Origin of the sequence: Kordiimonas sp. UBA4487 (assembly GCF_002389025.1) — a bacterium.
Classification (GTDB): Bacteria; Pseudomonadota; Alphaproteobacteria; order Sphingomonadales; family Kordiimonadaceae; genus Kordiimonas; species Kordiimonas lacus.
Window position 1 is genome coordinate 434,345 of the sequence record NZ_DGNR01000013.1, and the last position, 22,280, is coordinate 456,624.

Genomic DNA, 22,280 nt, shown 5'->3' on the forward strand with positions numbered 1-22,280 from the left:
AAGAAAAAGGCGGGCCAAAAGCCCGCCTTTCGTTTTTGCTCTGTGCGTCAACCTTAGAAGGTGATGCGTGCCTGGATGCTGAAGCGGCGACCCAGGGTGTCGAACGTCGACGGGTAGGTGTTACCGCTGTTGAAGCCTGTGGAGCCGATGAAGGAACCAGTCAGTGGTGGTTCTTTATCGAACAGGTTGGATACGGTACCGGTGAGGGTCACGTTTTCCAGAACGCGGTAGCGAACCGACATGTCGAAGAGGTTGTACGCAGGCGTCTCGCCAAACGTGGACTCTTTCGTCAGACCTTCAGGAACACCAGTGAATGTTGGGTCGTTTGGATCACCCAGGAATTCATACTGGTTGCTGCTGATGTGGCGCCAGTTCAGGGACACGTCGAACTTCTCGAACGACAGCGTATTCCGCCAGTTGAAGCTGAACTCAGGCTGGATCGAAGCACAGTTCGCGCTGTAGAGGCCTACACACTCACGGTCGAGCGAGACGCCGGTAACAGCCTGGAACGTGGAGCTGTTGGTCCAGTTACCAGATACGCGGGTGTCCCACTGCATGTCGTCGGTGATCGCCATACCGTAAGATACGGAGAAGTCGATACCGTCTGTAGCAAGGTTACCGTTGTTGGATGTGAACAGGTCCAGACCGGAAACAACTGCGCTGTCACCAGAGAGGCCGCCGTCAATTGGCGAACGGCCAATAGCAGAACAAGCTGGGTTGTCAGTGCTTGGGTTGTTGAAACAAGCGTCGATCACATCGTTTGGAGCCGGCGCGTTGATCGCGTCGTCAACTTTGATGTTGTAATAGTCTGCAGTGATCGTCAGGCCTGGGACGGCTTCAGGCTGCAGAATAATACCGATCGTCCAGCTGTCGGAGCTTTCTGGTTTCAGATCCAGGTTACCACCGAAGGTACCGTTGGCCTGACCAGCTGCTGGCTGTGGAATGAAGCCGATAGCACCGGCAGGAGCACCCTGAGCGATACATACGTCGCGCAGTGCGCCAGTTGGAACGTTGCCGTTGTTCACGCCATTGTCGTTCACGCTTGCACATGGATCACTTTGCAGGTTGGTCAAGCCAGTGTTCTGCGGAGCAAACAGCTCAGTGATGTTTGGTGCCCGAACCGCACGAGCGAACGTACCACGGATGGTAACATCGTCAATCGGCGTCCAGCTCAGGCCCAGCTTCCAAGTTGTCGTGTCATACTTAGGGCTGGTTTCGTCATCCACAGTGTAGTTGGAGTAACGGATACCTGCTTCAAGCGTCAGCTCTTTTGCGAAATCGGCATCTTGCACGACTGGCAGAAGAACCTCAGCAACGGCTTCGTAAACGCTGTAGCCGCCGTAGGTGTTTGGTTGCGCACCACCGGCACCGCCAAGGTCACCGGACTGCGACAGCAGATCGGATTCGATGGATGCGGAATAGGAGCGCCACTCGCCGCCTACTGCGTAGTTGAGGCCATCAGAAGCCCATGGAGTTGTGAAGTCCATTTCACCGGACAAGGAGCCGACAACCTGGCCCATGTCAAACTTGGTGGAGATGTTACTTTCACCGCCAGCAAGGAAGGCATTCATTTCTTCAGTGATGGAACCAGTTGGGCCGAAATAGTCAGCTGGCACACAGCCATTTGACGTGTCGTTACAGCCGTTCGGGCCAGCAAGCAGGGCTTGGCGGAAGCGAGACTTCATCCAGTAGCCCTTCTGAACCTGAGTTTGGTCACCCTGACCGTAGGATGCATACACATCCCAGTTCATGCTGTCACCAATCTCACCGCGCAGACCAGCTTGGTAATCGAACCAAGTGGAGTTGAAGTCACTGATCCGTGGGCCGCCTTCTACGTTACGACGACGCAGCTGGGTGTTGACTTCACGGTAGTTTGGATCGCTGTCATCAACAGCTGCACCGGCGGCGTCACACTCAGCCTGAGTGTAAAGCGGCGTGTAAACGCCAGCTGCCGGGTCAGTATCGAACGCACAGAATGCGTTACGCTGAGCATCAGACAGGAACGGGTGGTTCAGGGAAACAGTTACCGCGTCACCGAATGCGCCAGATGGAGCAATGATGGTGCTTACGGTCTGCTTGGAGAAGATCGCACGCGTGTAGACTTCTACGTTGTCCGAAATCTGATAGTTCGCGGAAGCGTAAATGTTGTAACGATCAAACGGTGTCTGGAACGTGTTGAACGGCGCGTAGTTGAACGGTGTGAACGCAGCTGCGAACGTACGGTCGTCCTGAACGCCACCCAGAGGCAGGTTTGAATTGTCTGCACCAGTTGGGTTCACGTTACCAAAACGGGTGTTGAACGGGCCGAGGCCAGAACCACCAGCTGTACCGTCCCAGTAGAAGAGCGTGTCTTTGGAGAAGTCACGATCACCTTGGAATACAGCGTCTGATTTCTGGTAGCCTACGCTCAGGATCGCGTTGCCGCGACCATCGTCGAGGTTTGTGCCAACAGTGATTTCATAACGCTTGGTATCGCCGTCACCTTTTTCAGTGGTGCCATACGCCACGTTTGCTTCAACGCCGTGGAAATTTTTCTTGGTGATGAAGTTCGTCACACCGCCAACAGCATCAGCGCCGTAGGTGGTGCTTGCGCCGCCGGTCAGGACGTCAACACGGTCAACGATCGCGAGCGGGATGTTGTTCAGGTCGGTACGACCCTGAAGCTCGGATGGCGAAAGGCGACGACCGTCCAGCAGAACGACGTTACGGTTGGAGCCGATGCCGCGCAGGTTCACATAGGAGAAACCGCCGTTGCCGTTGTTCACTTGGGCACCGATGGAAGGTACCATGCCTGGAATTTCACGCAGAAGTTCTTCGGCAACGCCTGCTTGCTGGTAATCCATCTCGTCTGTGGAGACAACAGATACCGGCGCAGAGCGCGTGAGGTTAGGGTTCCGGATAAGGGAACCAGTTACAACGATTTCTTCAAGGTTGACATCGTCTGTATCGGCGTCGGCATCCTGCGCATAAACAGTGCCTGCACCCATTGTCATCAGCGCAAGCGCTGTGGCGGTGCCGCCAAGAAGTTTGGATCGCGCCCCCTTCAGGCGATCCGGGCCAAATGTAGTTGCCATGAGTTTTCCTCCTCTGTGAAATGGCGAACCAAGTTCGAGGTCGGCTGTTCTTACGGACAGCGCGACATACGGAGAAAAGACCCTCTTGTTGGATTTGTTTCAAATGAAATGAAGTGTTTTACTTTAGAAAAATCCCTTAAAAATCAAACTAGTAACAAAATAATCACATTGATATTTAGATTATATTAGTAGTTTATTTCAAAGGTTTATTGAGTTGTTAAATTAATACACAAAGTATACTTATCTATACTTTGGTTTGGTTCCCGGGGAACGTATCTCAAATAGGTTTATGGCTATATGACAACCAGACGATTCAAGCCCCTCCCAAAAAAGATGCAAATTCATCAAAAAAACATGATTCGACGGGTTTTGAGGCTAAGCGCTGCCGGTGGCAAAGGCATATAGGAAGGGCTTGGAAGGGGTAAGCAGAGGCAGTTGGGGTGCGTGAGGATGGCGCATCCACCCCGGATGGGGGTCGCGGAGCAGATGCGCCGGAGAATGTGTTGCCTTGGCAAGCCGTTACAATTTCGGACACGACAGGGTAAAAGCCCACTTTGGCAAACAAACGGCTAAATGGACATGTGTTGGCCTCCAGCCGCTTGCATGCCTGTTACGGCGGATGTTCGCGACACCCTTCGCGAAAATTGTGGCGAAAGCTATTTCCTGAGCAGAAACAGGATGCGTTGCTGACCTTGGCTGCGGTCGTCGACGACATTGAGCGCATCCGGAATGTCGATTGGCTCGTCAGCGGCTTGCTCGCATACAATTACGCCGTCTTCCGAAAGCCATCCTTGGGCCAGTATGGAGTCCAGTGTCGGGCGTACAAGACCTTGCCGGTAGGGTGGGTCCATAAAAATAAAATCACATGGGGCGTTTGCGGGCGGTAGATTGGTGGCGTTTTTTGCTAGGATAGTAGCCTGGTCGCTAACACCAAGTGTTCCAATGTTCGCATTGATGCAAGCGACGGAGGGGCGCGCTTGTTCGACAAAGGTAACCCTGGCCGCGCCCCGTGAGAGGGCTTCAAGCCCTAGCGCACCGGTGCCGGCAAATATGTCTGCGACCACTGCGTCTGTCATGTCAGGGTAGCGGCCGTGCATCAGCATGGAAAACAGGCGTTCGCGCATGCGGTCGGTTGTCGGGCGTACATCGCGCCCTTTGGGCACATCAAGGCGTCGCCCGCGGAACCGGCCCGCGACAATACGGGTCATTTTTTAGGTCCCCGTGTTGGGTGCCCCTTTGCCCGAGGGCCTTTGCCGCTGGGGCGTGCGGCCCCGCCGGGTTTGCCGGTTGACCGTCCTGTTGGCTTGCCGCCAAATTTTCCTTCAGGCTTGCCCTCGGGCCTTCCTGCCGATCTTGCGGTAGGTTTTCCCGCAGGCTTACCCTTGATATTGCCTTCTGGCTTGCCATCCCGTTCCCCGCGCGGCTTTCGCATGCCCGGCTTGGGGGCGTCGGCGTCTGCGATGCGGCTTTGGCGCCGCCGCTTGGCGCCAGGCTTTGGCCTGTCGTCCTTTTTCGCTTTGGCCCATTTGCTCGGGTCATGCTTTTTGATAGGCGCCGCAACACTGCCGGTGGCTTCGTTGAAAAAGGCAGACAGGGCATCGCGCAGCTGCTTGTCCGGTACCGTGGCCACGCCTTCAAGAGGCAGGTTGCCAAGGGCGAAGGGACCATAATGGGTGCGGATCAGGCGGTTAACTTCAAGGCCCAGATGTTCCAGCACCTTCCGCACTTCCCGGTTCTTGCCCTCGCGGATGGCAACGGTGATCCAGGCATTGGCACCAGCCTGGCGCTCAAGCTTGGCTTCAACGGCACCGTAATGGATGCCATCGATTGTCACGCCGTCGGCCAGTTTGGCTAATGCTTTCTCGTCTACCCGGCCGTAGGCACGAACGCGGTAGCGGCGCACAAGGGCGGTGGACGGCAATTCCATCCAGCGGGCCAGTTCGCCGTCGTTGGTCAGCAGCAGCAGGCCTTCTGTGTTCATATCCAGTCGGCCAATTGCAATCACACGGCCAACATGGTTCGGCAGATTGTCGAACACCGTTTGGCGGCCCATCGGGTCTTTGTGGGTTGTCAGCGTGCCGCGGCGCTTGTGCATGCGCCAGATTTTGGTTTCGCGCACATCGCCTACCGGTTCGCCGTCCACGGTGATGCCTTGAAGGGTCGATACCAGTACGGCTGGGGTTTCAAGCTTCTTGCCGTCAAGCCAGATACGGCCTTCGGCAATCATGCGCTCCACGTCCCGGCGTGAACCGATGCCCGCGCGTGCCAGCACTTTGGCGATGCGTTCGGCGGGCAGGCCTGTGGCCGGTGTGTCCTGTATTTTTTCGTCGTTGCTCATGGCGCGCACAATAGGCGCGAAGCGTGTTCCGCGCAACTGAATAGCGCCCCGGTTATCATGGGCTTGACCTTTTGTTGCCTGCGCCCGATTGTGGCAGCCATGATTGATACATTCCCGCATATGCACCGGGCGCTTGAAGAAGCCCGCAAGGCCGCTGACCGCGGTGAAGTGCCTATTGGCGCGGTGGTGGTGGGGCCCGATGGAAAGGTCTTGGCTGCGGCCGGGAACGACGTAGTGGGCCCCAAGGACCCAACAGGGCACGCGGAACTGATCGCTATTCGGCAGGCGGCCAAGGTATTGGGGTCAGAGCGACTTGAAGGATGCGATCTGTATGTCACGCTTGAGCCCTGCGCCATGTGCGCCCAGGCCATCGCCTTCGCGCGCATTCGCAGGCTCTATTATGGGGCGGACGATGAAAAGGGCGGTGGCATCACCGTCGGCGCCCGAATTTTCAGCCAGAAAACCACACACCACAAACCGGAAATCTATGGCGGAATTCTGGAGCGGGACAGCGCTCAATTGCTTAGAGACTTTTTTAAAACAAGGCGTTAAACTCCCGCTATGGGAGAAGAACTCAAGGCACAGATCATCGCGTTACTGAGCGACGGCTGGGTATGGGCAAAGACTAATGTGCTCGAACCTGTCCGCCTGCTTGAGCTCGCTATCATCATTGTTTCAGTCCTGTTGTCGCGCTTCGCGTCAAGCCGTATTCATGGCGGGTTGATGAAAGCCTTCGGCGAGCACAAGTGGATGCTTCGGATCGAAGCCCGGCTCCAGCCAATCCTGTCCACGGCCCTTGCGATCATGCTGCTCTGGACCGCGATCCTGGTCATGAGCCCTTGGGTGCCATCACCTTATTTGCTGTCGATTGCGACAAGCCTGTTCTCGGCCTGGCTGGTAATCCGCCTGGCCGTCAGCCTGATTGAAAACCGTGAGCTTGCACGGCTTGTCGCAGGTATTGCTTGGGCGGTCGCAGCGCTCAATATCGTCGGGCTTCTGAGCCCGATCATGATCGTACTGGACGAGGCCCACCTGCCGCTTGGCGAGTCGTCCATCAGTGTGCTGGATATCATTCAGGGTGTCTTTACCTTTGCTGTGGTTCTCTGGGTGGCGCTGGCGCTCTCTGCGCTGCTTGAGAAGCAGGTGAGAGGCCTCTCGAGCGTGCCGCCGAGCGCGCGGGTGCTGATGACCAAGTCAGGCAAGATCCTCTTGGTATCGCTGGCCTTCCTGATTTCCCTGAATGCCACGGGCATTGACCTGACCGCCCTTGCGGTCTTCGGTGGTGCCCTTGGTGTGGGTATCGGTTTTGGTCTGCAGAAGGTCGTCGGTAACTTTATCTCGGGCATCATTCTGTTGATGGACAGATCGATCAAGCCCGGTGACGTGATTGAAACACAGGGTACCTACGGCACCATCAACCGCCTGGCCGCCCGCTATACCAGCGTCATTACCCGTGACGGCACGGAATTTCTGATTCCGAATGAGGATATGATCACCCAGCCGGTGGTCAACTGGTCGCACAGCCACCGGCTTGTGCGTCGGCGTGTACCGGTGCAGGTGTCCTATGATAGCGACATCAGGAAGGCGATGGAGCTGATGGTTGAAGCCGCGGGCAAGGAACAGCGTGTCCTCAACAACCCCGCGCCCAGAACCTTGGTTAAAGGCTTCGGTGCAGACGGGGTGGACCTTGAGCTCCGGATGTGGATAGAGGACCCTCAGCATGGTGTATCCAACATCGCGAGCGACGTGATGCTGCATATCTGGGACCTGTTCCACGAAAATGATATCGAATTTCCGTTCCCGCAACGTGTGGTACACTTGCGGCACGATGAAGGCCATACAGTCCGTCAGGACAGCCTTGAAAGCTTTGGGGGCAAAGAAAACAAGGGTGCGGAGTAACGACAGAAGAGGATAAGCGATCCAACAGTTAGGGGAGGGACCGATGAACGTTGGAAAATTTATCCTGAATATCGTTGTTGCGTTTATTGCTTACGGCATTCTCTACACAGCCGGAGAAGCCATTTTTGCTGATCAGTTTGCTGCTGGGATGGCCATGATGCATCCACAGGAAGCCATTATGGTGCCCGTATTGGGCTATCATCTGGTGCAGACCATTGTCGTGGTCTGGCTGTTCGGCAAGGCCGTTGGCTCAGGTGACCTTAAGGCAGGCGCCATGTTTGGCTTCATGATCGGGCTATACCTGCTGGCGACCGATAACAACTGGTTCACCATGCTCAAGGATTTCCCGCAAGACGCACGGTTGCCGATTGACATACTCCATCTGGTGAATGGCACGATCGTTGGTGCACTGCTGGCCTTCATGTGGGGTAAGGGCTGGGGTGCCGGCTCGTCAGATGCGGCGGCAGATTAAGCGTCCATAAAGGCCTTGTAGGCTTCAACCAACCGTTTGGCGACGGGCCCAGGGGTGCCGTCGCCAATTTTCTGTCCGTCCAGGCTTACGATTGGCATCGCGCAGCTGGTGCTTGACGTCAGGAACATTTCAGCAGCCCCTTTGGCTTCCTCAAGCGTAAATGCGCGTTCTTCCACCTTCATCTGCAGATCCCTGGCAACCTTCATGACGCTCGCACGGGTAATGCCGGGCAGGATGTTATCGTCCGTTGACCGGGTTACAAGCGTTCCGTCCTTTGTGACCATCCAGATGTTGGTGCTGCTGCCTTCGGTTACATAGCCGTCCCTATCAACCATGATAGCCTCAAAGGCGCCTGCTTCGCGGGCGGCCTGCTTGGCCAGAATGTTGGGCAGAAGCGATGTGGATTTCACATCGCAGCGACCCCATCGGATGTCCGGCTGGCTCGAGCCTGCAACCCCTTGGGTCATGGCCCGATCCATCACTGCGTCAAAGTTCAGGCGCTTGGCAGTTACCACCATGGCAGGCCAGGGTGTTTGTGCCGGGAAAGGGTGATCGCGCGGTGCAACACCGCGAGTGATCTGCAGATATAGAAATCCGTCCTTGATGCGGTTCCGGCGCACCACTTCCTTCAGGACAAGCCGCATGGGCCCACGGTCCATGGGGGCCATCATCTGCAGTTCGCCCAAAGACCGCCACAGCCGGTCCAGGTGAGGCTCCAGATCAATCAATTTGCCGCGCCGTACGGATACGCCTTCATAGACACCATCGGCAAACTGGTAGCCGCGATCATCAATATGTACACAGGCTTCCGACATGGGCACATAGGCGCCGTTCACATAGGCAATGCGGGACATGGGTTACTCCTGACCGATCACGGGGGCTTGTTCTTCGCCATTATCCTCAAGAGGTTTGATGGCGAGAATGAGAATAACCGCCGGGAGAATTATGGCAACCACCATGATGGTCAGTGCTGTTAGTCCCATCAGAATAAAAGGTGCGACCAGCGCGGTGCCAACGGCGGCTATGCCCGTGGTGGCCAGAATGATAATGGCAGAAGCACGCTCATCGTCGCCGTGGCTGGCTGTCAGCGCGCGCACAAAGCCCGCACCACCCCGGATGCCTAGGCCCGTATTCAAGACCCAGAAGAGGGCCGAAAGGTGCATCGGGTCATTGACGCCAAAGAGCGCATAGCCAAGCAGCAGCAAGGTTCCCAGAAGGGACAGGCAGGTACCGGCAGTGATGACGGCTTCGGTGCCCCAGCGTTTAACAAGGTTGCCAGCAAGGTTGGCCGATACGATGAAGCAGCTGACGCCAATGAATTGCATCAGGATAAAGTCTTCAATGGTGCCGCCCATGGTCTGGATGATTACAGCAGGGGCAGAGAAGACGAAGGTTAGCAGTGCGCCCAAAATCAACGCGTGGCTAAGCCCATAGCGCAGGAACGTGGGGTTGGCGACAACCTTCAGGTAGCTGGAGGGTGCGTCGCCTTGCTTACGACCAATGTGGGGCAGGAGAGACGGCACAACAAACACAAGCAGGCAGATGGCAAGGCACAGGATGCCGGTGAGGTTGAATGACATTTGCCAGCCATAAGCTTTATGCAGCCAGGCACCGGCGATGGGCGCCAGTCCTGGCACGAGGGCCTCAATGCTGCCCATGGCGCCAATCGCGCGTACAGCCCCGAGTTCAGAGAACAAGCCCCGGATAAGGCCAGGCGCCAGCACGGCAGACCCGCTGGCAGCTGCGCCCTGAAGCAGGCGAAGGCCAATCAGCGCCCAGATGTCGTCGACCAGCGCTGAGGCAAGAGAGACGAGCGCAAAGGCGGCGAGGGAGGCAATGAACAGGCGGCGCCGGCCAAAATGGCTGGCAAGTGAACCAAACAGCAGAAGCCCGACCGTAGACCCGGCGACGTAGGCGGCCAGCACCATCTGTGCCGTGGCCTGGGTGGTGCCAAAAATTTGTGGCATGAACGGCACCGACGGCAGAACAAGGTCAATCCCCGCCAGGCCCAGGGTGGTGCCGGCGACAATTGTCAGGAAGGCCAGGATAGCCCTGGTGGGTGGATGGTCTTGCTGCTGTGGATTCACTGTCATTGCCCTTCTCCTTCGCGCCATTGTTGGCGTCGTTGGGCAAGGCTTATATCAGCAATTTAAATATAAAGAAATCTTTATATTACTTTACCCAGGCAGAATGCTTTAGCGGGGACGGCTGAACATAGCCATTCTTCACAATGCAGTCCTGGAACTGGTGAACCAGTTCAACGATCGTCTCAGGTGCTTCGATCTGCGGAAAATGGCCAATGCCAGGCAGACGAACCACTTTCATGCCGATTTCACGCTCAATGCCGTCAGCCGCGTGGGCGCCCGATACCGGGTCCGCCAGCCCATTGATCAACATCATGGGCGCGATGGTTTGCTTGAGGGCACCGACCCACCGGTTGGCGTGTTCCAGGCGTTCATGCATATAGCGGATGCGGCGGGCAAAGGCGCCGCGACCGTTCACACCCAGCATGGCGGGCCAGAATTCTTCAAGCAATGCACCAGAAGGCCGCGTGTTCGGGCCGAACACGTCTGCAAAGCCTGTCAGGAACTTCTTCTTGCTTGCGGACCGCGCGATCAGTGGCCCAGCCTTGCCAGCCAAAAGAGTCTGGACAGTACGCGGCCGGTGCAGATGTGGCAGCATACCACCATTCAGGAACAGCACGCTTTTGATGCGGAAGGAAAGCTTCCCTTCATTCTGGCGTGCCAGCAGTTCCTGGGTGACTGTGTCGCCGACATCGTGCGCCAGGATATGGGCTTCGCCAGCTTCGCGGTGGGCCATCAGGGCCTCAAGCATGTCTGCTTGATCCATGATAGAACACGTCTTTTTCCGGCTGTTCAGCGACCGGCCGTAATCCAGCAGGTCTGGAACGATCATGTGGAAGTCTTTGATCAGGTCCCTGGCGACCCACGCCCAGTCCCAACTGCATGTGGGGAAGCCGTGCAAAGTCAGCAGCACTTCACCGCTACCGCCACGCTGGTAGTAAACATGGTGATCCTGCCACTCGAAATACTTGCCGCACTTGCTCCATTTTTCGAGCGTCATTGGCGCGTGTTGCATGTTTCCATCCAGCCCATTTATCTTTATCGCTGGCGGGGACATACCCTCTAACGGCGCCTTTTGCCACCTTTTGGTCTCGTCTTGCGGTAAAAATCGGCGGGTTTGCCCTTCAGCCACTGGATAAACAGGCTGATTTCCTCCGATTGCCGCAGAGCCTCAATGGTTGAGAAGCGTCGTGCCAGCTCTTTCTCGTTAAATAGGGCGTGAATCTTGCGGTGGCAAATCGGATGCAGCGGAATGGTGTCCCGTCCGCCCTGGCTTTTCGGAATTAGGTGATGCATTTCAACGGCTTGGCCGAATGGGCGATCACATAACGGACATGTGTTTTTCTCTTCCATTGCTCTATATGTATACCGAGTGAGAGATTTATAAAGCCCGCATGGGGGGCATGGCGCTGCACTATAATTCGCGGCATGGCTGGATGTCAGCCAGCGTGTTGCGTATGATGCGCCAAAGCAAATGTAAAACAGGGGACAGGGATGATCAGGAAATTCGTCAGCCGTTTGGCCAGCACCAGCATGCGCGCCGGTTTGGGTGTGATTCTTCTCGCCGGCAGCGCTTTTGCCGAGCCGCTCGACTATTATCTTGTGACCGGCACGGATTATGACCAGGCGGTGCTGAAGCCGGCGGAAGTGTTTGGCCACGATATTGGCGATCAGCCGATTCGTCACGACCTTATGGTTTCCTATATCCACGAGCTCGCGGCCGCCAGCCCACGCATGATGGTGGAGACAATCGGCTACAGCCACGAACGCCGCCCGATCCTGTTCATTACAGTTTCCAGCCCTGAAAACCTGGCACGGCTTGACGATATTCGCGCGAACCATCTGCTCAGAAGCAATCCGGAAACCGCAGACCAGGCATCGGACGACCTGCCGGTTGTTACCTGGCTGAATTATGGGGTGCACGGCGCCGAAGCAAGCGGCATGGACGCGGCAGTTCCCGCGCTTTACCACCTGGCGGCGGCCCGCGGCGACAAGATTGGTGAGACGCTGAAGAACAGCGTGATCCTTATCACGGCCATTTTCAACCCGGACGGTCACGCCCGCCGCGGCGCATGGGTTACCCAGTATGGCTCTGAAGTACGGGCGACAGACCCTGAGCATGAAGTGCATAATCAGGTTTGGCCGGGTGCCCGTACGAACCACTATTGGTTCGACCTCAATCGCCAGTGGCTGTTGCAGACCCAGCCCGAAAGCCGGGCGTGGCTAGAACAGTGGCACAAATGGAAACCTCAGGTGTCGGCTGATTTCCACGAGATGGGCCCGAACAGCACTTATTATTTCCACCCAGGCGTGCCAACACGCAAATACCCGCTGATTCCTGCCAAGGGACGCGAGCTTCTGGTGGAAATAGCCGGCTATCACCAGAAATCGCTCGATCAGGAAAAGTCTCTCTATTTCTCTGAAGAAGGGTTCGATAACTATTATATCGGCAAGGGGTCAACCTATCCGCAGGTCAATGGGTCTCTGGGAATCCTGTTTGAAGCCGGTGCCCAGATGGGTATCGCGCGCGAAAGCGACCAGGGCATCAAGACCTATGCGAAAAATATCCGCAATCATTTCCTGACCAGCCTTTCGACCATAGACGGCGCTGCGGCCATGCGCACCAAACTGCATGCTTACCAGCGCGAGTTCTATGAAACTGCCATGGCGGCTGCGAAAGATGATGATGTAACAGGCTATGTTTTCCGCGCACCGGAAGACCCGATGCGTGTTGTCAAATTCCTGGCGCTTCTGAAGCGGCATGACGTGACGGCTTATAAGCTGTCAGCTAGCCTGCGCGCGGGTGGCAAGACGTTTGGCGAAGACAGCTTCGTGGTTCCGATGAACCAAACCCAATACCGGATGGCCAAGGCGCTCTTTAACCGCATCACCGAATTTCCGGACAAGGTTTTCTATGATGTATCAGGGTGGACGCTGCCGCTGGCTTATGGTCTTGACTATGCACCAGTGGAAGCAAGCCTGCGCGGTAAACTCGCGGATGTTCCTTCGGATGTGGCCATGCTGAAGCCAAGCTTCCCGTCAGACATTGCACCCTATGCCTATGTCTTCCATTGGTCTGATTATTACGCACCACGCGCGGTGGCCCGGCTGTTGGAAGCCGGTGTGATGGCGCGCGTGTCGAAAGAGCCAATCCGCCTGCAGACTGCAGGTGGCGTCGTATCTTTTGATCGGGGCGCCATCATTGTCCAGCGTGACCTGCAGACCATGCCGATCGAGGAAATGCATGCGCTACTTAAGGAGGTTGGCGCAGAGAATTATCTTCAAATCCACGCAGCTACATCCGGCCACACGCTGGACGCGGGCGCGGACCTTGGTGGGCGGAATTCTGTCGCGGACCTCAAGGCGGTAAAACCGCTTCTGGTGGTGGGCGGCAAGATGTCATCCTATGACGCGGGTGAGGTATGGCACCTTCTGGATCACCGGATGAATATGCCGGTGACGCTGGTGCGCCAGGACCGGCTGAAGGGTGTCGATATGCGCCGCTATACCCATCTTATCCTTGTGGGTGGCCGTGGTGATGTGCTGCCAAAAGACATGGCCTCAGACCTGAAGGCCTGGGTGAAGGCGGGCGGTACCATCGTTGCATCCCGCCAGGGGGCTGACTGGGCGGCCAAATATATCACGGGGAAAGACAAGAAAGCCGACAAGAAGGATGACGCAACGCCGGAACGCCTTGCCTACGCTGACAAAGGCCAGAAGGACGCCGAGCATGTGATTGGCGGCGCGCTATTTGAAAGCGATCTGGATATCACGCATCCGATGGGCTTTGGTCTGGTTCGGCGCATGGTGGCGTCGAACAAGAATACCAGCACGAAGCTGCCTGTGCCGAAGGACCCCTATGCCCAGGTGGCTGTCTATTCAGATAGCCCGCTGCTGTCAGGTTACGCGTCAGACCGTCGGATCGGTGAACTCAAGGGCACGCCCATGATGACCGCTGAGCGCTTGGGGGATGGGGCTGTTATCCTGTTTGCTGATAACCCGAATTTCCGGGCGACCTATCTGGCAACGGAAAAGCTTTTCCTGAATGCGCTGTTTTTCTCAACAGCTTTCGACCGCTCCTATGCGGATGAGGCCGATGAGCAGGCTGTCGAGGAATAAAGGATAGGTTTTGACCTGGAGAAGGGGCTGCTTTCGCGGCCCCTTTTTCTATAGGTAACCAGCCTCCCTTAGGCTGCCTTCAAATGTTTTTGAAACCGGCACTGTCATGCCGCCCTTGAGGTGGATCAGATGTCGGCGACCGTCTTTCCTGACGCTCTCAATCATGTCCAGCGCGACCCACCAGGACCGATGTACTTGCAAGCCGCCAAAGCCTTCCAGTTCGGCCACGGCATCCTTCAGTCGCATGCGAACCAGCGTATCGCCTTTGTCTGTGTAGGCCCGAATATAGTGGTCTTCCATCTGCAGACACAGCAGGCCTTGTCCAAGCGGGGCGGGAAGGCGGCGCAGGAACAGATACCCTGGCGGCGGGCCTTTCTGTTCGGGGGCGGGCTTTGGGCGGGTGATATGCACGACCATGCTGATCGCGGCGTTCGCCATGAAGGTGATGATCGAAACCTGGAAATACCAGATGATGAGATCCCAGGCGCTCAGGTCCTCATGGGTCAGGAACTTGATATAATAGTCGACCGTCGGTCCCGCTCCGGTATGCCTGACAGAATGATAATAGATGTCGATGGCGACGACCATTAGGTAAACGGGCGCCGAGAGGGCCATGGCATAGGCTGCCAGAAGCAACCCCGGCGATTTGGTGTACTTCATGATCCTCGGAAAGCTGAAACGCGCAACAGGCCCTGTAAGCACGGAGCCCAACAGCAAAAGGCTGACCCAATAAAGGACACGCCACAGACCTGACGGCATATCAGACGTGTCATAGGGCGCGATGAAAGCCAGAATCAGGCCGCAAGCGCCCATCATCGTGGTCTTTTGCAATTCTATTTTGGGGACCTTGGTGCCCCAAAAGGCGAAAAGCTCATCCTGCGTCACGTCTGTTGCCTCATACCTGTCGCTTCCCTAATGCGACGGCATCATAGCCGGGTCGAAAATGAGCGCAAGCGGCACGACTTGCAGCGGCGGGTAATTTCACGACGCGCGAATGCACAGGTTGGCCAGGTGCAGCAAATTCATGATCTGAATTGGCAATTTCGCGTAACAGGTTTTGACGGCTCTCGCCTGCATAAACAAGGTAGCGTTGTTGTTCGGGAGGCGCAGGCCATGAAACACAAAGCTTACTATCTGGTATTGGCCCTTGTGGGGTTGTGTGCGTTGATAGGGTTATGCCTTGTGGGATTGGCGCGTGTCATCTGAAGCGGGCACATGGATGACAAAAAAAGGAAGTCACGATGATGAAAGCGAGATTGTTTGGAGTTGGAATGGCTGGTGCCGTGCTGGCCTGCACGGGTGCAAGCGCCCAGGAAGGCGGTCCGCCGAAATGGTCAGTTGGCGGCATTGGGCTTTATAGCACCAGCCCGTTCGCCCTTGAGGATGGTGAATTCAACGCCTTCCCCTATATTGCCTACAGGGGCGACCGCTTCTTCATTGAGGGTACGGAGCTGGGCTTCCACCTGCTGAAGCCGGCAGAAGATGCAGATGCGGGCTTTTCCCTGGATGTGATCGGGTCGGCGCGGATGTTGCCGGGCTCCAGCCGTAACAAGGTCACTGCGGACCTTGGCCTCAGGGCAAGCCTTTCGGGCTCCTTTGGTACACTGTCGGCCACAGGCCTGCATGACGCAACGGACACTTCTAGTGGCATGGAGCTGAAGGCGGGTTACAGCTACACCTTCACGTCAGACAAGCTGTTCGTCACACCAAGTGTGGGTGTTAGCTGGCAAAATGAAGACCTGACCAATTACCTTTGGGGCACCACAGCCGAGCAGCAAGCCAAGATGATTGAAAAGGATCGGGATGTGATCCTGCCGGTGTTCCAGCCAAATACCAAAGCGCTGAATTTTGAGGCCGGTGTCACAGCGGTGTATCAGTTGAGCGACAGCGTGAACATGATCGCATTCTCAAACGCCACCTTTCTGGACAAGGATATCAGCATCAGTCCAGCTATCGACAAGCGCTATATGCTGACGTTCGGGCTAGGGGTTGCCTATAACTTCTAGGAGTCAGGCGTTGGTGGCGTCGGGCAGTTTGCCAAATGAGGGCTTGCTGGGCTGTTCGGGCAGCTCGGCAGGCTTGTCTGATACGCCGTAGACGCCAAGCAGCTCAATCTTGGCGCTAGCGATAGCGGTGTCGAACCGATGCGCTTCGGCTTCTGTTTCAAATCTGAAAACAATGCCAAGGCAGCGATGCTGCTTGGCGCCAGGCTCCAGCCAGACATCGATGATGTTGCTGACCTTGTCGGTCAGATTAAGAGGGTTAGCAGTCTTTAAACCCACGCGCGCGACATAAACCCCCTTGTCCCTGTTGCTGATAGTGGCGGACAGGAAGCGCCGGTATGGTTTGTTATCGAAATCCAAGCTGAAAGCGCAAGCGCTGGCTTCATCATGTGTGCGGATGTCGGAAAAGCGAACAGGTGCACTTTGAGCGACGGCATAGCCGTTTGTGCAATGCCCCATGATCTGGCGGTCGCTACGGCCCTTTTCCATTTTCAGCCCGGCGGCACGGCATTCCTGCCATCCGGTTAAAGTGCCTTTCATTCCATCGGGGGTGTAGAACCGGTTGACCGCCTGTGTTTCTGGTATTGCAAGCGGCATCAAGGCCTCTGCAATACTGACACCGATGATCAATGTTAAAATGAAAAGGCCCTGAATGATGGCTTTGGTCATGGCTTGTTCCCCCAAGGTAATGGTTATTTACTTAGTGTAAAAATGTAAACAAAGGTTGAATGGGGAATGCATGTGCAGTTTTGGAGATCCGGATGTTTTAGGCAGTGAAGGCCCGGTCACGACCGGAGCGTTTGGCTTGGTACATGGCTTCGTCTGCGCGTTCCGAGATAGATTTGGCGTCTTCATCAGGCTTCAGCATAACGACGCCGAGCGACATTGTTGTTGTGATCTTTCTTTCGTCATCAATGGATATAGACAGGTCATGGATAACGTCCAAAAGCCGTTCCGCAAGCTGTGCGGCTTGGTCGAGCGACGTTTGAGGCAGAAGAATTGCAAACTCTTCACCCCCGATACGGGCAAAAAGCTCGTTCTGGCGCAGGGCTGACGCGACAGATTCTGTCACAGCAACAAGGACCAGGTCTCCGGCGGCGTGGCCATAGGTGTCGTTGACCTTTTTGAAATGGTCCAGATCGAAAAAGATGAGCGACAAAGGTGTTTCGTGACGGCGGGCGTTAATCACTTCGGCGTCCAACCGGTCGCGGAAGTGCCTGAGATTATAAAGTCCTGTCAGGGAATCCCGGAGCGAGCGCTGTCGCATCAGGCCTTCCTGTTTTCCCACATAGAAACCGAAGGCGCTGAATACCAGCATCGTGCCAAACAGCATATACAGATAGAGCGGTAGATTTGCTGGGATGTCTGTCTGTAGGTCAACACCGCGGAATATTTGAATGACTGCCCAACCAAGTGGGGCGCCACTGCCCATGATCATGCCCTGCAGCGTCCGCCTGAAGATCACCCGGCGTGCTGTGCGACTTGAAAGTGCATGCCGGTAATGCATGGTGCTTCCCTTCGGTTTCCCATTTCCCTCGGACGCTTTTAGCGCGGTCCAGTTGTGATACCAACCTTTAGTTTTCAGGTCTGAGCGGTACGGCAATCACGCCCGGCATCGTGAGGTGCCGTTGCATATCGCCGTCCTGGATCATGTCCTTCAGCGCTTTTGTCAGGGCAGGGATCTTGTCGGCGTGGCGGGGCTGCAGCAAATGGTAAAAGGGTTCGGTAGCCCAGCGCTTGCTCGTCAGCCGGTCAGCGCTGTCGCCGAACGCGTCGATGATGTTGGGTTCATGGGCGCTGCTGGTGGCATACACATGGATGCGGCCATGTTCCAGAAGTGCCTTTACCTGGCTGCCGCCAGAGATGGCAAAGGGCCTACCGCCCATCAGGGGAATATGGGTTTCAAGCCACCTGAAACCGGCGCGGTAGCCGACGGTCAGACCGTTGAGGTCGGCTGGGTCGCCCGAGAAACCAGTGTCCTTGAGCCAGATCATGCGGGCTTCAAGGCCGAAGACGGCCTGGGGTACGATCTGCTGCTCAAGGCCGCGCGTGGCGATATATTCGGAGGGGCGGAACCAGTCGCCGTCCAGTTCGCCATTCGCCATTAATTGCTCAATGCGTTTGGGAGTCATGGCTATGGAGATGGCGCACAACCCGGCGCGCTTGTACAGATCGGTAATGAGCTGCTCGTAAGCGGGATAGTGAGGGCCAAGTGTCTCATCTGCGCCAAGTTTGAGGCAGTTTTCAGAGGCGCTATCGGATGGTGGTACATTCGCCTGGGCAAAAGCAGCGCCGCCGAGCACATAAAGGGCAATCAGGCAGCACAGCATTTGTTTCATGGGGCCTACTCTTCTTCCGCAGGGGCCTTGTTGCCGGTCTCGCTACGCAGCCAGTCGATGAAGTCCTGAACGCGTTCGTTCTTCAGCTTGTCTTCCGGGCAGACAATATAGTGCGCGAAGTTAATCGGTACGGCTTCGCCAAACGGCTTGATGAGCCGCCCAGCCTTCAGGTCCTCTTCTGCAATGGCGGAGCGCGCCAGCACCACGCCGCGCCCTGCAACCGCAGCTTCAATTGCCAGTGCGTGGTTGTTGAAGTGCAGCGCCGGCATGCCGTCGGGCATCTCGATTCCTGCAGCTTTCATCCACATGGTCCAGGTAGGGACGCTGTCGTCCTCCGCCGTGCTGTCATCATGGATCAGCGTGTGGCTGAGGATATCGCTTGGCGTCGTGGCCACGCTCTTGCCTTCAAAGAGGCTGGGCGAACACACTGGGAAAACCGTTTCGCGCAGGATTTCCTCTTCATAGAGGCTGGTATAGTTGCCCAGGCCATAACGGATGGCGATATCGACATCCTCTGCCTTGAAGTCGGTGATCTGCATGGTGGCGGAGATTTTCACGATCGCATCCGGGCGCCGCTCATAATAGCTCGCGAGCCTCGGCACCAGCCACTTGCTGGCGAAGGATGGCGACACACTGACCTTCAACACATTGGAGGTTTTCGATTCCGTCAGGATATCGACAGCCTCTTCCATGCGCTCAAACCCCTCCTTGAGGGGGGCGAGCGACAATTGCGCGGCCTCTGTTAGGACAAGTGACCGGTTGGTGCGACGAAACAGTTCTACCCCCAGGAAATCCTCAAGCGAGCGGATCTGCTGGCTGATGGCTGCAGGCGTCACCGACAGATCATCGGCGGCGAGCTTGAAGCTCATATGACGGGCGGCAGCATCGAAAGCACGGAGGGCATTCAAAGGTAACAGCGAGCGCTTCATAAACAAACCTGCGTTAGAAAAACTTAATCACCGCATCATAGGCACTTGTGACACAAGAGCAAAGATTTTCTTGATGAATTGGGGATTTTTTTGACCGGAAATCTGGACTTTCCGGTCAGGTTAACCCTTGGATAGAATGCGGCTGTTCTCAGCCAAGCTTAAGTGAATGCCACATTCGGTTTTGGCCTGGCCACGCCAGCGTCCCGCGCGTTCGTCCTCGCCGTCTGATACGCGGTCAGTACAAGGCATGCAGCCGATGGACGCGAAGCCTTCAGACACCAGCGGGTGGTCTGGCAGGTCCACGCGCTCCTTATAGTCAAGCACATCATCCTTGGTCCAGAACGCCAGTGGATTCACTTTCACGCGTCCGTCAGATGCCTCGAAATGTGGCAGCAGGCTGCGAACGCCCCCCTGGTAACGCTTGCGGCCAGAGCCCCAGCCCTCGAAGCCCTCCAGCACGCGCGCCATGGGCGCCACCTTGCGGATATAGCAGCATTTATTCGGGTTCTGGTTCCAGAGGGCACCTTTCGGGTCCTCCCGCTGCGTGTCATTCACGTCAGGTGAGATGGAGCGCACGTCGGTGAGGCCCAGCAGGTCAATCAACTGATCCCGGTAGCGCTTGGTTTCGCCAAACAGCTTGCCAGTGTCCAGGAACAATACCGGGATGTCTTTCGACACCTGGGACGCAATATGCAACAGCACAGCCGATTCCGCCCCGAAGGAAGACACCAGCGCGAAGCGGCGGCCGAAATATTTGAGCGCTCCGTCGATCACCTCTTCCGGCTCCACGTTGGCGTAGCGCGCGTCAAGATAATCCACTGCCGTGAGCGGATCAAAAAAATCAGCAGTCTTCAAGGCGGGGGCAGCGGTCACGATGCTTTCCTCTCCTGGTTTTTACCGTGGCGGGCATGCGCGAGCGAAACCTGGCCGGTATAGTCTGTCTGGTAGAAGGTATCGAAACGCTTAAGGGCAGCCTTGAAGGCGGCCTCGCGTGCGTCACTCACCTCGACCGTGTCAAAGCCTGCGCGCAGCAGGAACAGGGCCTGATCCGGGATCACTGGGCCGGTGGCGCGGATTTCGCCCTTGAAGCCCAGATCCTTCCGAAGCCGCACAGCAAGGGAAAAGCCGCGGCCATCGCCGAATGCCGGGAAGTCGATCACGACAAAGGCCAGCTTGTTCATCAGTGGCGCGAGGTCGGTATAGTTGGTGTCTGTGGCCAGCACCGCACCGACCGGGCCTGCGAGCTTGAAGAAGTCGTCGCCTTCGTCCCGTAGGCGTGAGAGCGGTACAGCAACAGTCGCACCCTCTGCCGGGGTCTGGTCTTCAGCGAGAACAGTGAAGTCCCCTGCCTGGATGCCTGTCAGATTAACGAGTGCCATAAACAGCCTCCTTGAATACGTCTGGGCCCACCCGGCGGTATGTTGCCAGGAATTCTTCGCCGTCGGTGCGTTCGCCAAGATAAACAGCGACCACTTTTTCAATGGCGTCGATGATGCCATTCTCGTCAAAACCCGGGCCGAGGATCGCGGCTTTGGATGCGTCTTCTGCGCCCGAACCGCCCAACAGCAGCTGATAGTTTTCCTCGCCCTTGCGGTCCACACCCAGGATGCCGATATGGCCTGCGTGGTGGTGTCCGCAGCTGTTGATGCAGCCGGAGATCTTGATCTTCAGTGGGCCGATATCCTGCAGCCGCTTGAAGTCGTCGAAACGCTTGCCGAGTTCCTGCGCCAGCGGGATCGACCGCGCGTTCGCGAGCGAGCAATAGTCCAGCCCAGGGCAGGCGATCATGTCGGTCAAGAGGCCCGCGTTCGGGATGCCCAGGCCAGCTTCATCAAGGTCTGTCCAGATGGCTGGCAGGTCTTTCTTCGCCACATGCGGCAGGATCAGATTCTGCTCGTGGCTGATCCGTAGCTCACCCTGGCTATATTCGTCAGCCAGTGCTGCGACCAGTTCCATCTGCTCGGCCGTGGCATCACCCGGAATGCCGCCGTGCGGCTTCAGGCTGATCGTCACATTCACGTGGCCAGGCACCTTGTGCTGGTTGGTGTTGTTCTTGAGCCATGCGCCGAAGATGAAGTTCTTCTTCGCCAGCTCATCAACGGCGGGAACATTGTCTTCGAGCACCTGAAGCGGTGGCGGCGCGAAGAAGGCCTTGATGCGAGCTGCCTCTTCTGCCGGGAAGTCGATCGGCAGGTCTTTGATCTTCTGCCACTCTTCTTCCGTCTGGCGGGCATATTCGTCTGCCCCGAGAGCGTCCACGAGGATTTTGATCCGCGCCTTGTATTTATTGTCGCGGCGGCCTTGCTCGTTATAAACGCGCAGGATGGCTTCCAAGTAACTCAGAAGATCTTTCTCTGGCAGGAAGTCGCGGATGGTTTTCGCGATTACCGGCGTCCGGCCCATGCCGCCGCCCACAAGAACTTCGAAGCCTACTTCACCTGCGTCGTTCTTTTTCACCACCAGGCCAATGTCGTGCCATTTCACGGCAGCGCGGTCGATGTCCGCACCCGTGATGGCAATCTTGAACTTCCGCGGTAGGAATGAGAATTCCGGGTGGAAGCTGGACCACTGGCGGATCAGTTCGGCATAAGGGCGTGGATCAGCGATCTCGTCGGCGGTCGCGCCCGCGAACTGGTCGGTCGTCACGTTGCGGATACAGTTGCCGGATGTCTGGATGGCGTGCATTTCCACGTCAGCCAGTTCCTGCAGGATGTCCGGTGTGTCAGACAGCTTCGGCCAGTTATACTGGATGTTCTGGCGTGTGGTGAAATGGCCATAGCCTTTGTCATATTTGCGCGCGATATGCGCCAGCGTCCGCATCTGGTCGGCCGAAAGCGTGCCGTAGGGCACGGCAACGCGCAGCATATAGGCATGCAGTTGCAGGTACAGGCCGTTCATCAGGCGCAGCGGGCGGAACTCTTCTTCCGTCAGTTCGCCTTTCACGCGGCGCTCAACCTGGTCGCGGAACTCCGCAACGCGGGAGTTCACAAGGGCATGATCATATTTATCGTAAGCATACATGT

At 56.7% G+C, this 22,280-nt stretch carries 20 protein-coding genes; 5 read left to right on the top strand and 15 right to left on the bottom strand.

Annotated features, from left to right (window positions below; all coding sequences use genetic code 11):
* Nucleotides 1-53: 53 nt before the first annotated feature.
* The 3 genes from B3Z17_RS13705 to B3Z17_RS13715 form a co-directional block, all read right to left on the bottom strand.
* Entirely contained in the window at nt 54-3,074 is a 3,021-nt protein-coding gene (locus B3Z17_RS13705) for a TonB-dependent receptor (RefSeq protein ID WP_286830322.1), read from the bottom strand.
* A 656-nt stretch (nt 3,075-3,730) separates the two neighbouring features.
* Nucleotides 3,731-4,282, bottom strand: coding sequence for a 16S rRNA (guanine(966)-N(2))-methyltransferase RsmD (rsmD, locus tag B3Z17_RS13710; protein WP_286830324.1), 552 nt, complete (start codon nt 4,280-4,282; stop codon nt 3,731-3,733).
* A complete protein-coding gene (locus B3Z17_RS13715) occupies nt 4,279-5,412 on the bottom strand; it encodes a pseudouridine synthase (protein ID WP_286830325.1) in 1,134 nt (377 codons plus the stop codon). The genes rsmD and B3Z17_RS13715 overlap by 4 nt, the downstream gene beginning before the upstream one ends.
* A 99-nt stretch (nt 5,413-5,511) precedes the next feature.
* Between B3Z17_RS13715 and B3Z17_RS13720 the strand changes: the two genes are divergently transcribed.
* From B3Z17_RS13720 to B3Z17_RS13730, 3 genes are read left to right on the top strand one after another with little or no spacing between them, the layout of a single operon-like run.
* Nucleotides 5,512-5,964 (top strand): nucleoside deaminase, encoded by a 453-nt coding sequence (locus B3Z17_RS13720; RefSeq protein ID WP_286830326.1) that lies wholly within the window; start codon nt 5,512-5,514, stop codon nt 5,962-5,964.
* Nucleotides 5,965-5,973: 9 nt separating this feature from the next.
* On the top strand, nt 5,974-7,311 hold the full coding sequence (locus B3Z17_RS13725; RefSeq protein WP_068301982.1) for a mechanosensitive ion channel family protein: 1,338 nt from the start codon (nt 5,974-5,976) through the stop codon (nt 7,309-7,311).
* Nucleotides 7,312-7,354: 43 nt separating this feature from the next.
* Nucleotides 7,355-7,783, top strand: a complete 429-nt coding sequence (locus B3Z17_RS13730) for a hypothetical protein (RefSeq protein ID WP_286830327.1) — start codon at nt 7,355-7,357, stop codon at nt 7,781-7,783.
* On the opposite strand, the gene B3Z17_RS13735 is transcribed toward B3Z17_RS13730, so the two are convergent.
* From B3Z17_RS13735 to B3Z17_RS13750, 4 genes are all read right to left on the bottom strand, one after another.
* On the bottom strand, nt 7,780-8,637 hold the full coding sequence (locus B3Z17_RS13735) for a D-amino-acid transaminase (RefSeq protein ID WP_286830328.1): 858 nt from the start codon (nt 8,635-8,637) through the stop codon (nt 7,780-7,782). The two genes, B3Z17_RS13730 and B3Z17_RS13735, sit on opposite strands and share 4 nt — an antisense overlap.
* A gap of 3 nt (nt 8,638-8,640) precedes the next feature.
* Entirely contained in the window at nt 8,641-9,876 is a 1,236-nt protein-coding gene (locus tag B3Z17_RS13740; RefSeq protein WP_286830330.1) for an MFS transporter, read from the bottom strand.
* A gap of 79 nt (nt 9,877-9,955) precedes the next feature.
* Nucleotides 9,956-10,882 carry an alpha/beta fold hydrolase gene (locus tag B3Z17_RS13745; RefSeq protein ID WP_068301993.1) on the bottom strand — a complete coding sequence of 309 codons (927 nt, stop codon included), beginning with the start codon at nt 10,880-10,882 and terminating at the stop codon, nt 9,956-9,958.
* Nucleotides 10,883-10,929: 47 nt separating this feature from the next.
* Nucleotides 10,930-11,220, bottom strand: a complete 291-nt coding sequence (locus B3Z17_RS13750; protein WP_068301996.1) for an HNH endonuclease signature motif containing protein — start codon at nt 11,218-11,220, stop codon at nt 10,930-10,932.
* A 141-nt stretch (nt 11,221-11,361) separates the two neighbouring features.
* Between B3Z17_RS13750 and B3Z17_RS13755 the strand changes: the two genes are divergently transcribed.
* Entirely contained in the window at nt 11,362-13,986 is a 2,625-nt protein-coding gene (locus tag B3Z17_RS13755) for a M14 family zinc carboxypeptidase (protein WP_286830331.1), read from the top strand.
* A gap of 48 nt (nt 13,987-14,034) precedes the next feature.
* On the opposite strand, the gene B3Z17_RS13760 is transcribed toward B3Z17_RS13755, so the two are convergent.
* A complete protein-coding gene (locus B3Z17_RS13760) occupies nt 14,035-14,871 on the bottom strand; it encodes a LytTR family DNA-binding domain-containing protein (RefSeq protein WP_286830332.1) in 837 nt (278 codons plus the stop codon).
* Nucleotides 14,872-15,257: 386 nt separating this feature from the next.
* Between B3Z17_RS13760 and B3Z17_RS13765 the strand changes: the two genes are divergently transcribed.
* Complete coding sequence (locus tag B3Z17_RS13765; RefSeq protein ID WP_286830333.1) at nt 15,258-15,992, top strand: MipA/OmpV family protein; 735 nt, start codon at nt 15,258-15,260, stop codon at nt 15,990-15,992.
* A 3-nt stretch (nt 15,993-15,995) separates the two neighbouring features.
* Here B3Z17_RS13765 and B3Z17_RS13770 read toward each other — a convergent pair whose 3' ends face one another.
* The 7 genes from B3Z17_RS13770 to B3Z17_RS13800 form a co-directional block, all read right to left on the bottom strand.
* Entirely contained in the window at nt 15,996-16,658 is a 663-nt protein-coding gene (locus B3Z17_RS13770) for a hypothetical protein (RefSeq protein ID WP_286830334.1), read from the bottom strand.
* A gap of 97 nt (nt 16,659-16,755) precedes the next feature.
* On the bottom strand, nt 16,756-17,496 hold the full coding sequence (locus tag B3Z17_RS13775; protein ID WP_068302010.1) for a GGDEF domain-containing protein: 741 nt from the start codon (nt 17,494-17,496) through the stop codon (nt 16,756-16,758).
* Nucleotides 17,497-17,563: 67 nt separating this feature from the next.
* The gene (locus tag B3Z17_RS13780; RefSeq protein WP_286830336.1) at nt 17,564-18,328 is read right to left on the bottom strand and encodes a hypothetical protein; all 765 of its coding nucleotides are present in this window, start codon (nt 18,326-18,328) and stop codon (nt 17,564-17,566) included.
* 5 nt (nt 18,329-18,333) lie between these two features.
* Nucleotides 18,334-19,257: a transcriptional regulator GcvA gene (gcvA, locus tag B3Z17_RS13785; RefSeq protein WP_286830337.1), complete on the bottom strand. Its 924-nt coding sequence runs from the start codon at nt 19,255-19,257 to the stop codon at nt 18,334-18,336.
* Between the two features lie 120 nt (nt 19,258-19,377).
* Nucleotides 19,378-20,130 (bottom strand): phosphoadenylyl-sulfate reductase, encoded by a 753-nt coding sequence (locus B3Z17_RS13790; RefSeq protein ID WP_286830338.1) that lies wholly within the window; start codon nt 20,128-20,130, stop codon nt 19,378-19,380.
* Entirely contained in the window at nt 20,127-20,636 is a 510-nt protein-coding gene (locus B3Z17_RS13795) for a DUF934 domain-containing protein (protein WP_286830340.1), read from the bottom strand. The genes B3Z17_RS13790 and B3Z17_RS13795 overlap by 4 nt, the downstream gene beginning before the upstream one ends.
* Nucleotides 20,623-22,278 carry a nitrite/sulfite reductase gene (locus B3Z17_RS13800; protein ID WP_286830342.1) on the bottom strand — a complete coding sequence of 552 codons (1,656 nt, stop codon included), beginning with the start codon at nt 22,276-22,278 and terminating at the stop codon, nt 20,623-20,625. The genes B3Z17_RS13795 and B3Z17_RS13800 overlap by 14 nt, the downstream gene beginning before the upstream one ends.
* Nucleotides 22,279-22,280: the final 2 nt, after the last annotated feature.

What these genes read in the sequence shown, in the direction of transcription:
- B3Z17_RS13705 (WP_286830322.1), bottom strand. Translation starts at nt 3,074, where the DNA reads ATGGCAACTACATTTGGCCCGGATCGCCTGAAGGGGGCGCGATCCAAA.
- rsmD (WP_286830324.1), bottom strand. Translation starts at nt 4,282, where the DNA reads ATGACCCGTATTGTCGCGGGCCGGTTCCGCGGGCGACGCCTTGATGTG.
- B3Z17_RS13715 (WP_286830325.1), bottom strand. Translation starts at nt 5,412, where the DNA reads ATGAGCAACGACGAAAAAATACAGGACACACCGGCCACAGGCCTGCCC.
- B3Z17_RS13720 (WP_286830326.1), top strand. Translation starts at nt 5,512, where the DNA reads ATGATTGATACATTCCCGCATATGCACCGGGCGCTTGAAGAAGCCCGC.
- B3Z17_RS13725 (WP_068301982.1), top strand. Translation starts at nt 5,974, where the DNA reads ATGGGAGAAGAACTCAAGGCACAGATCATCGCGTTACTGAGCGACGGC.
- B3Z17_RS13730 (WP_286830327.1), top strand. Translation starts at nt 7,355, where the DNA reads ATGAACGTTGGAAAATTTATCCTGAATATCGTTGTTGCGTTTATTGCT.
- B3Z17_RS13735 (WP_286830328.1), bottom strand. Translation starts at nt 8,637, where the DNA reads ATGTCCCGCATTGCCTATGTGAACGGCGCCTATGTGCCCATGTCGGAA.
- B3Z17_RS13740 (WP_286830330.1), bottom strand. Translation starts at nt 9,876, where the DNA reads ATGACAGTGAATCCACAGCAGCAAGACCATCCACCCACCAGGGCTATC.
- B3Z17_RS13745 (WP_068301993.1), bottom strand. Translation starts at nt 10,882, where the DNA reads ATGCAACACGCGCCAATGACGCTCGAAAAATGGAGCAAGTGCGGCAAG.
- B3Z17_RS13750 (WP_068301996.1), bottom strand. Translation starts at nt 11,220, where the DNA reads ATGGAAGAGAAAAACACATGTCCGTTATGTGATCGCCCATTCGGCCAA.
- B3Z17_RS13755 (WP_286830331.1), top strand. Translation starts at nt 11,362, where the DNA reads ATGATCAGGAAATTCGTCAGCCGTTTGGCCAGCACCAGCATGCGCGCC.
- B3Z17_RS13765 (WP_286830333.1), top strand. Translation starts at nt 15,258, where the DNA reads ATGGCTGGTGCCGTGCTGGCCTGCACGGGTGCAAGCGCCCAGGAAGGC.
- B3Z17_RS13770 (WP_286830334.1), bottom strand. Translation starts at nt 16,658, where the DNA reads ATGACCAAAGCCATCATTCAGGGCCTTTTCATTTTAACATTGATCATC.
- B3Z17_RS13775 (WP_068302010.1), bottom strand. Translation starts at nt 17,496, where the DNA reads ATGCATTACCGGCATGCACTTTCAAGTCGCACAGCACGCCGGGTGATC.
- B3Z17_RS13780 (WP_286830336.1), bottom strand. Translation starts at nt 18,328, where the DNA reads ATGAAACAAATGCTGTGCTGCCTGATTGCCCTTTATGTGCTCGGCGGC.
- gcvA (WP_286830337.1), bottom strand. Translation starts at nt 19,257, where the DNA reads ATGAAGCGCTCGCTGTTACCTTTGAATGCCCTCCGTGCTTTCGATGCT.
- B3Z17_RS13795 (WP_286830340.1), bottom strand. Translation starts at nt 20,636, where the DNA reads ATGGCACTCGTTAATCTGACAGGCATCCAGGCAGGGGACTTCACTGTT.
- B3Z17_RS13800 (WP_286830342.1), bottom strand. Translation starts at nt 22,278, where the DNA reads ATGTATGCTTACGATAAATATGATCATGCCCTTGTGAACTCCCGCGTT.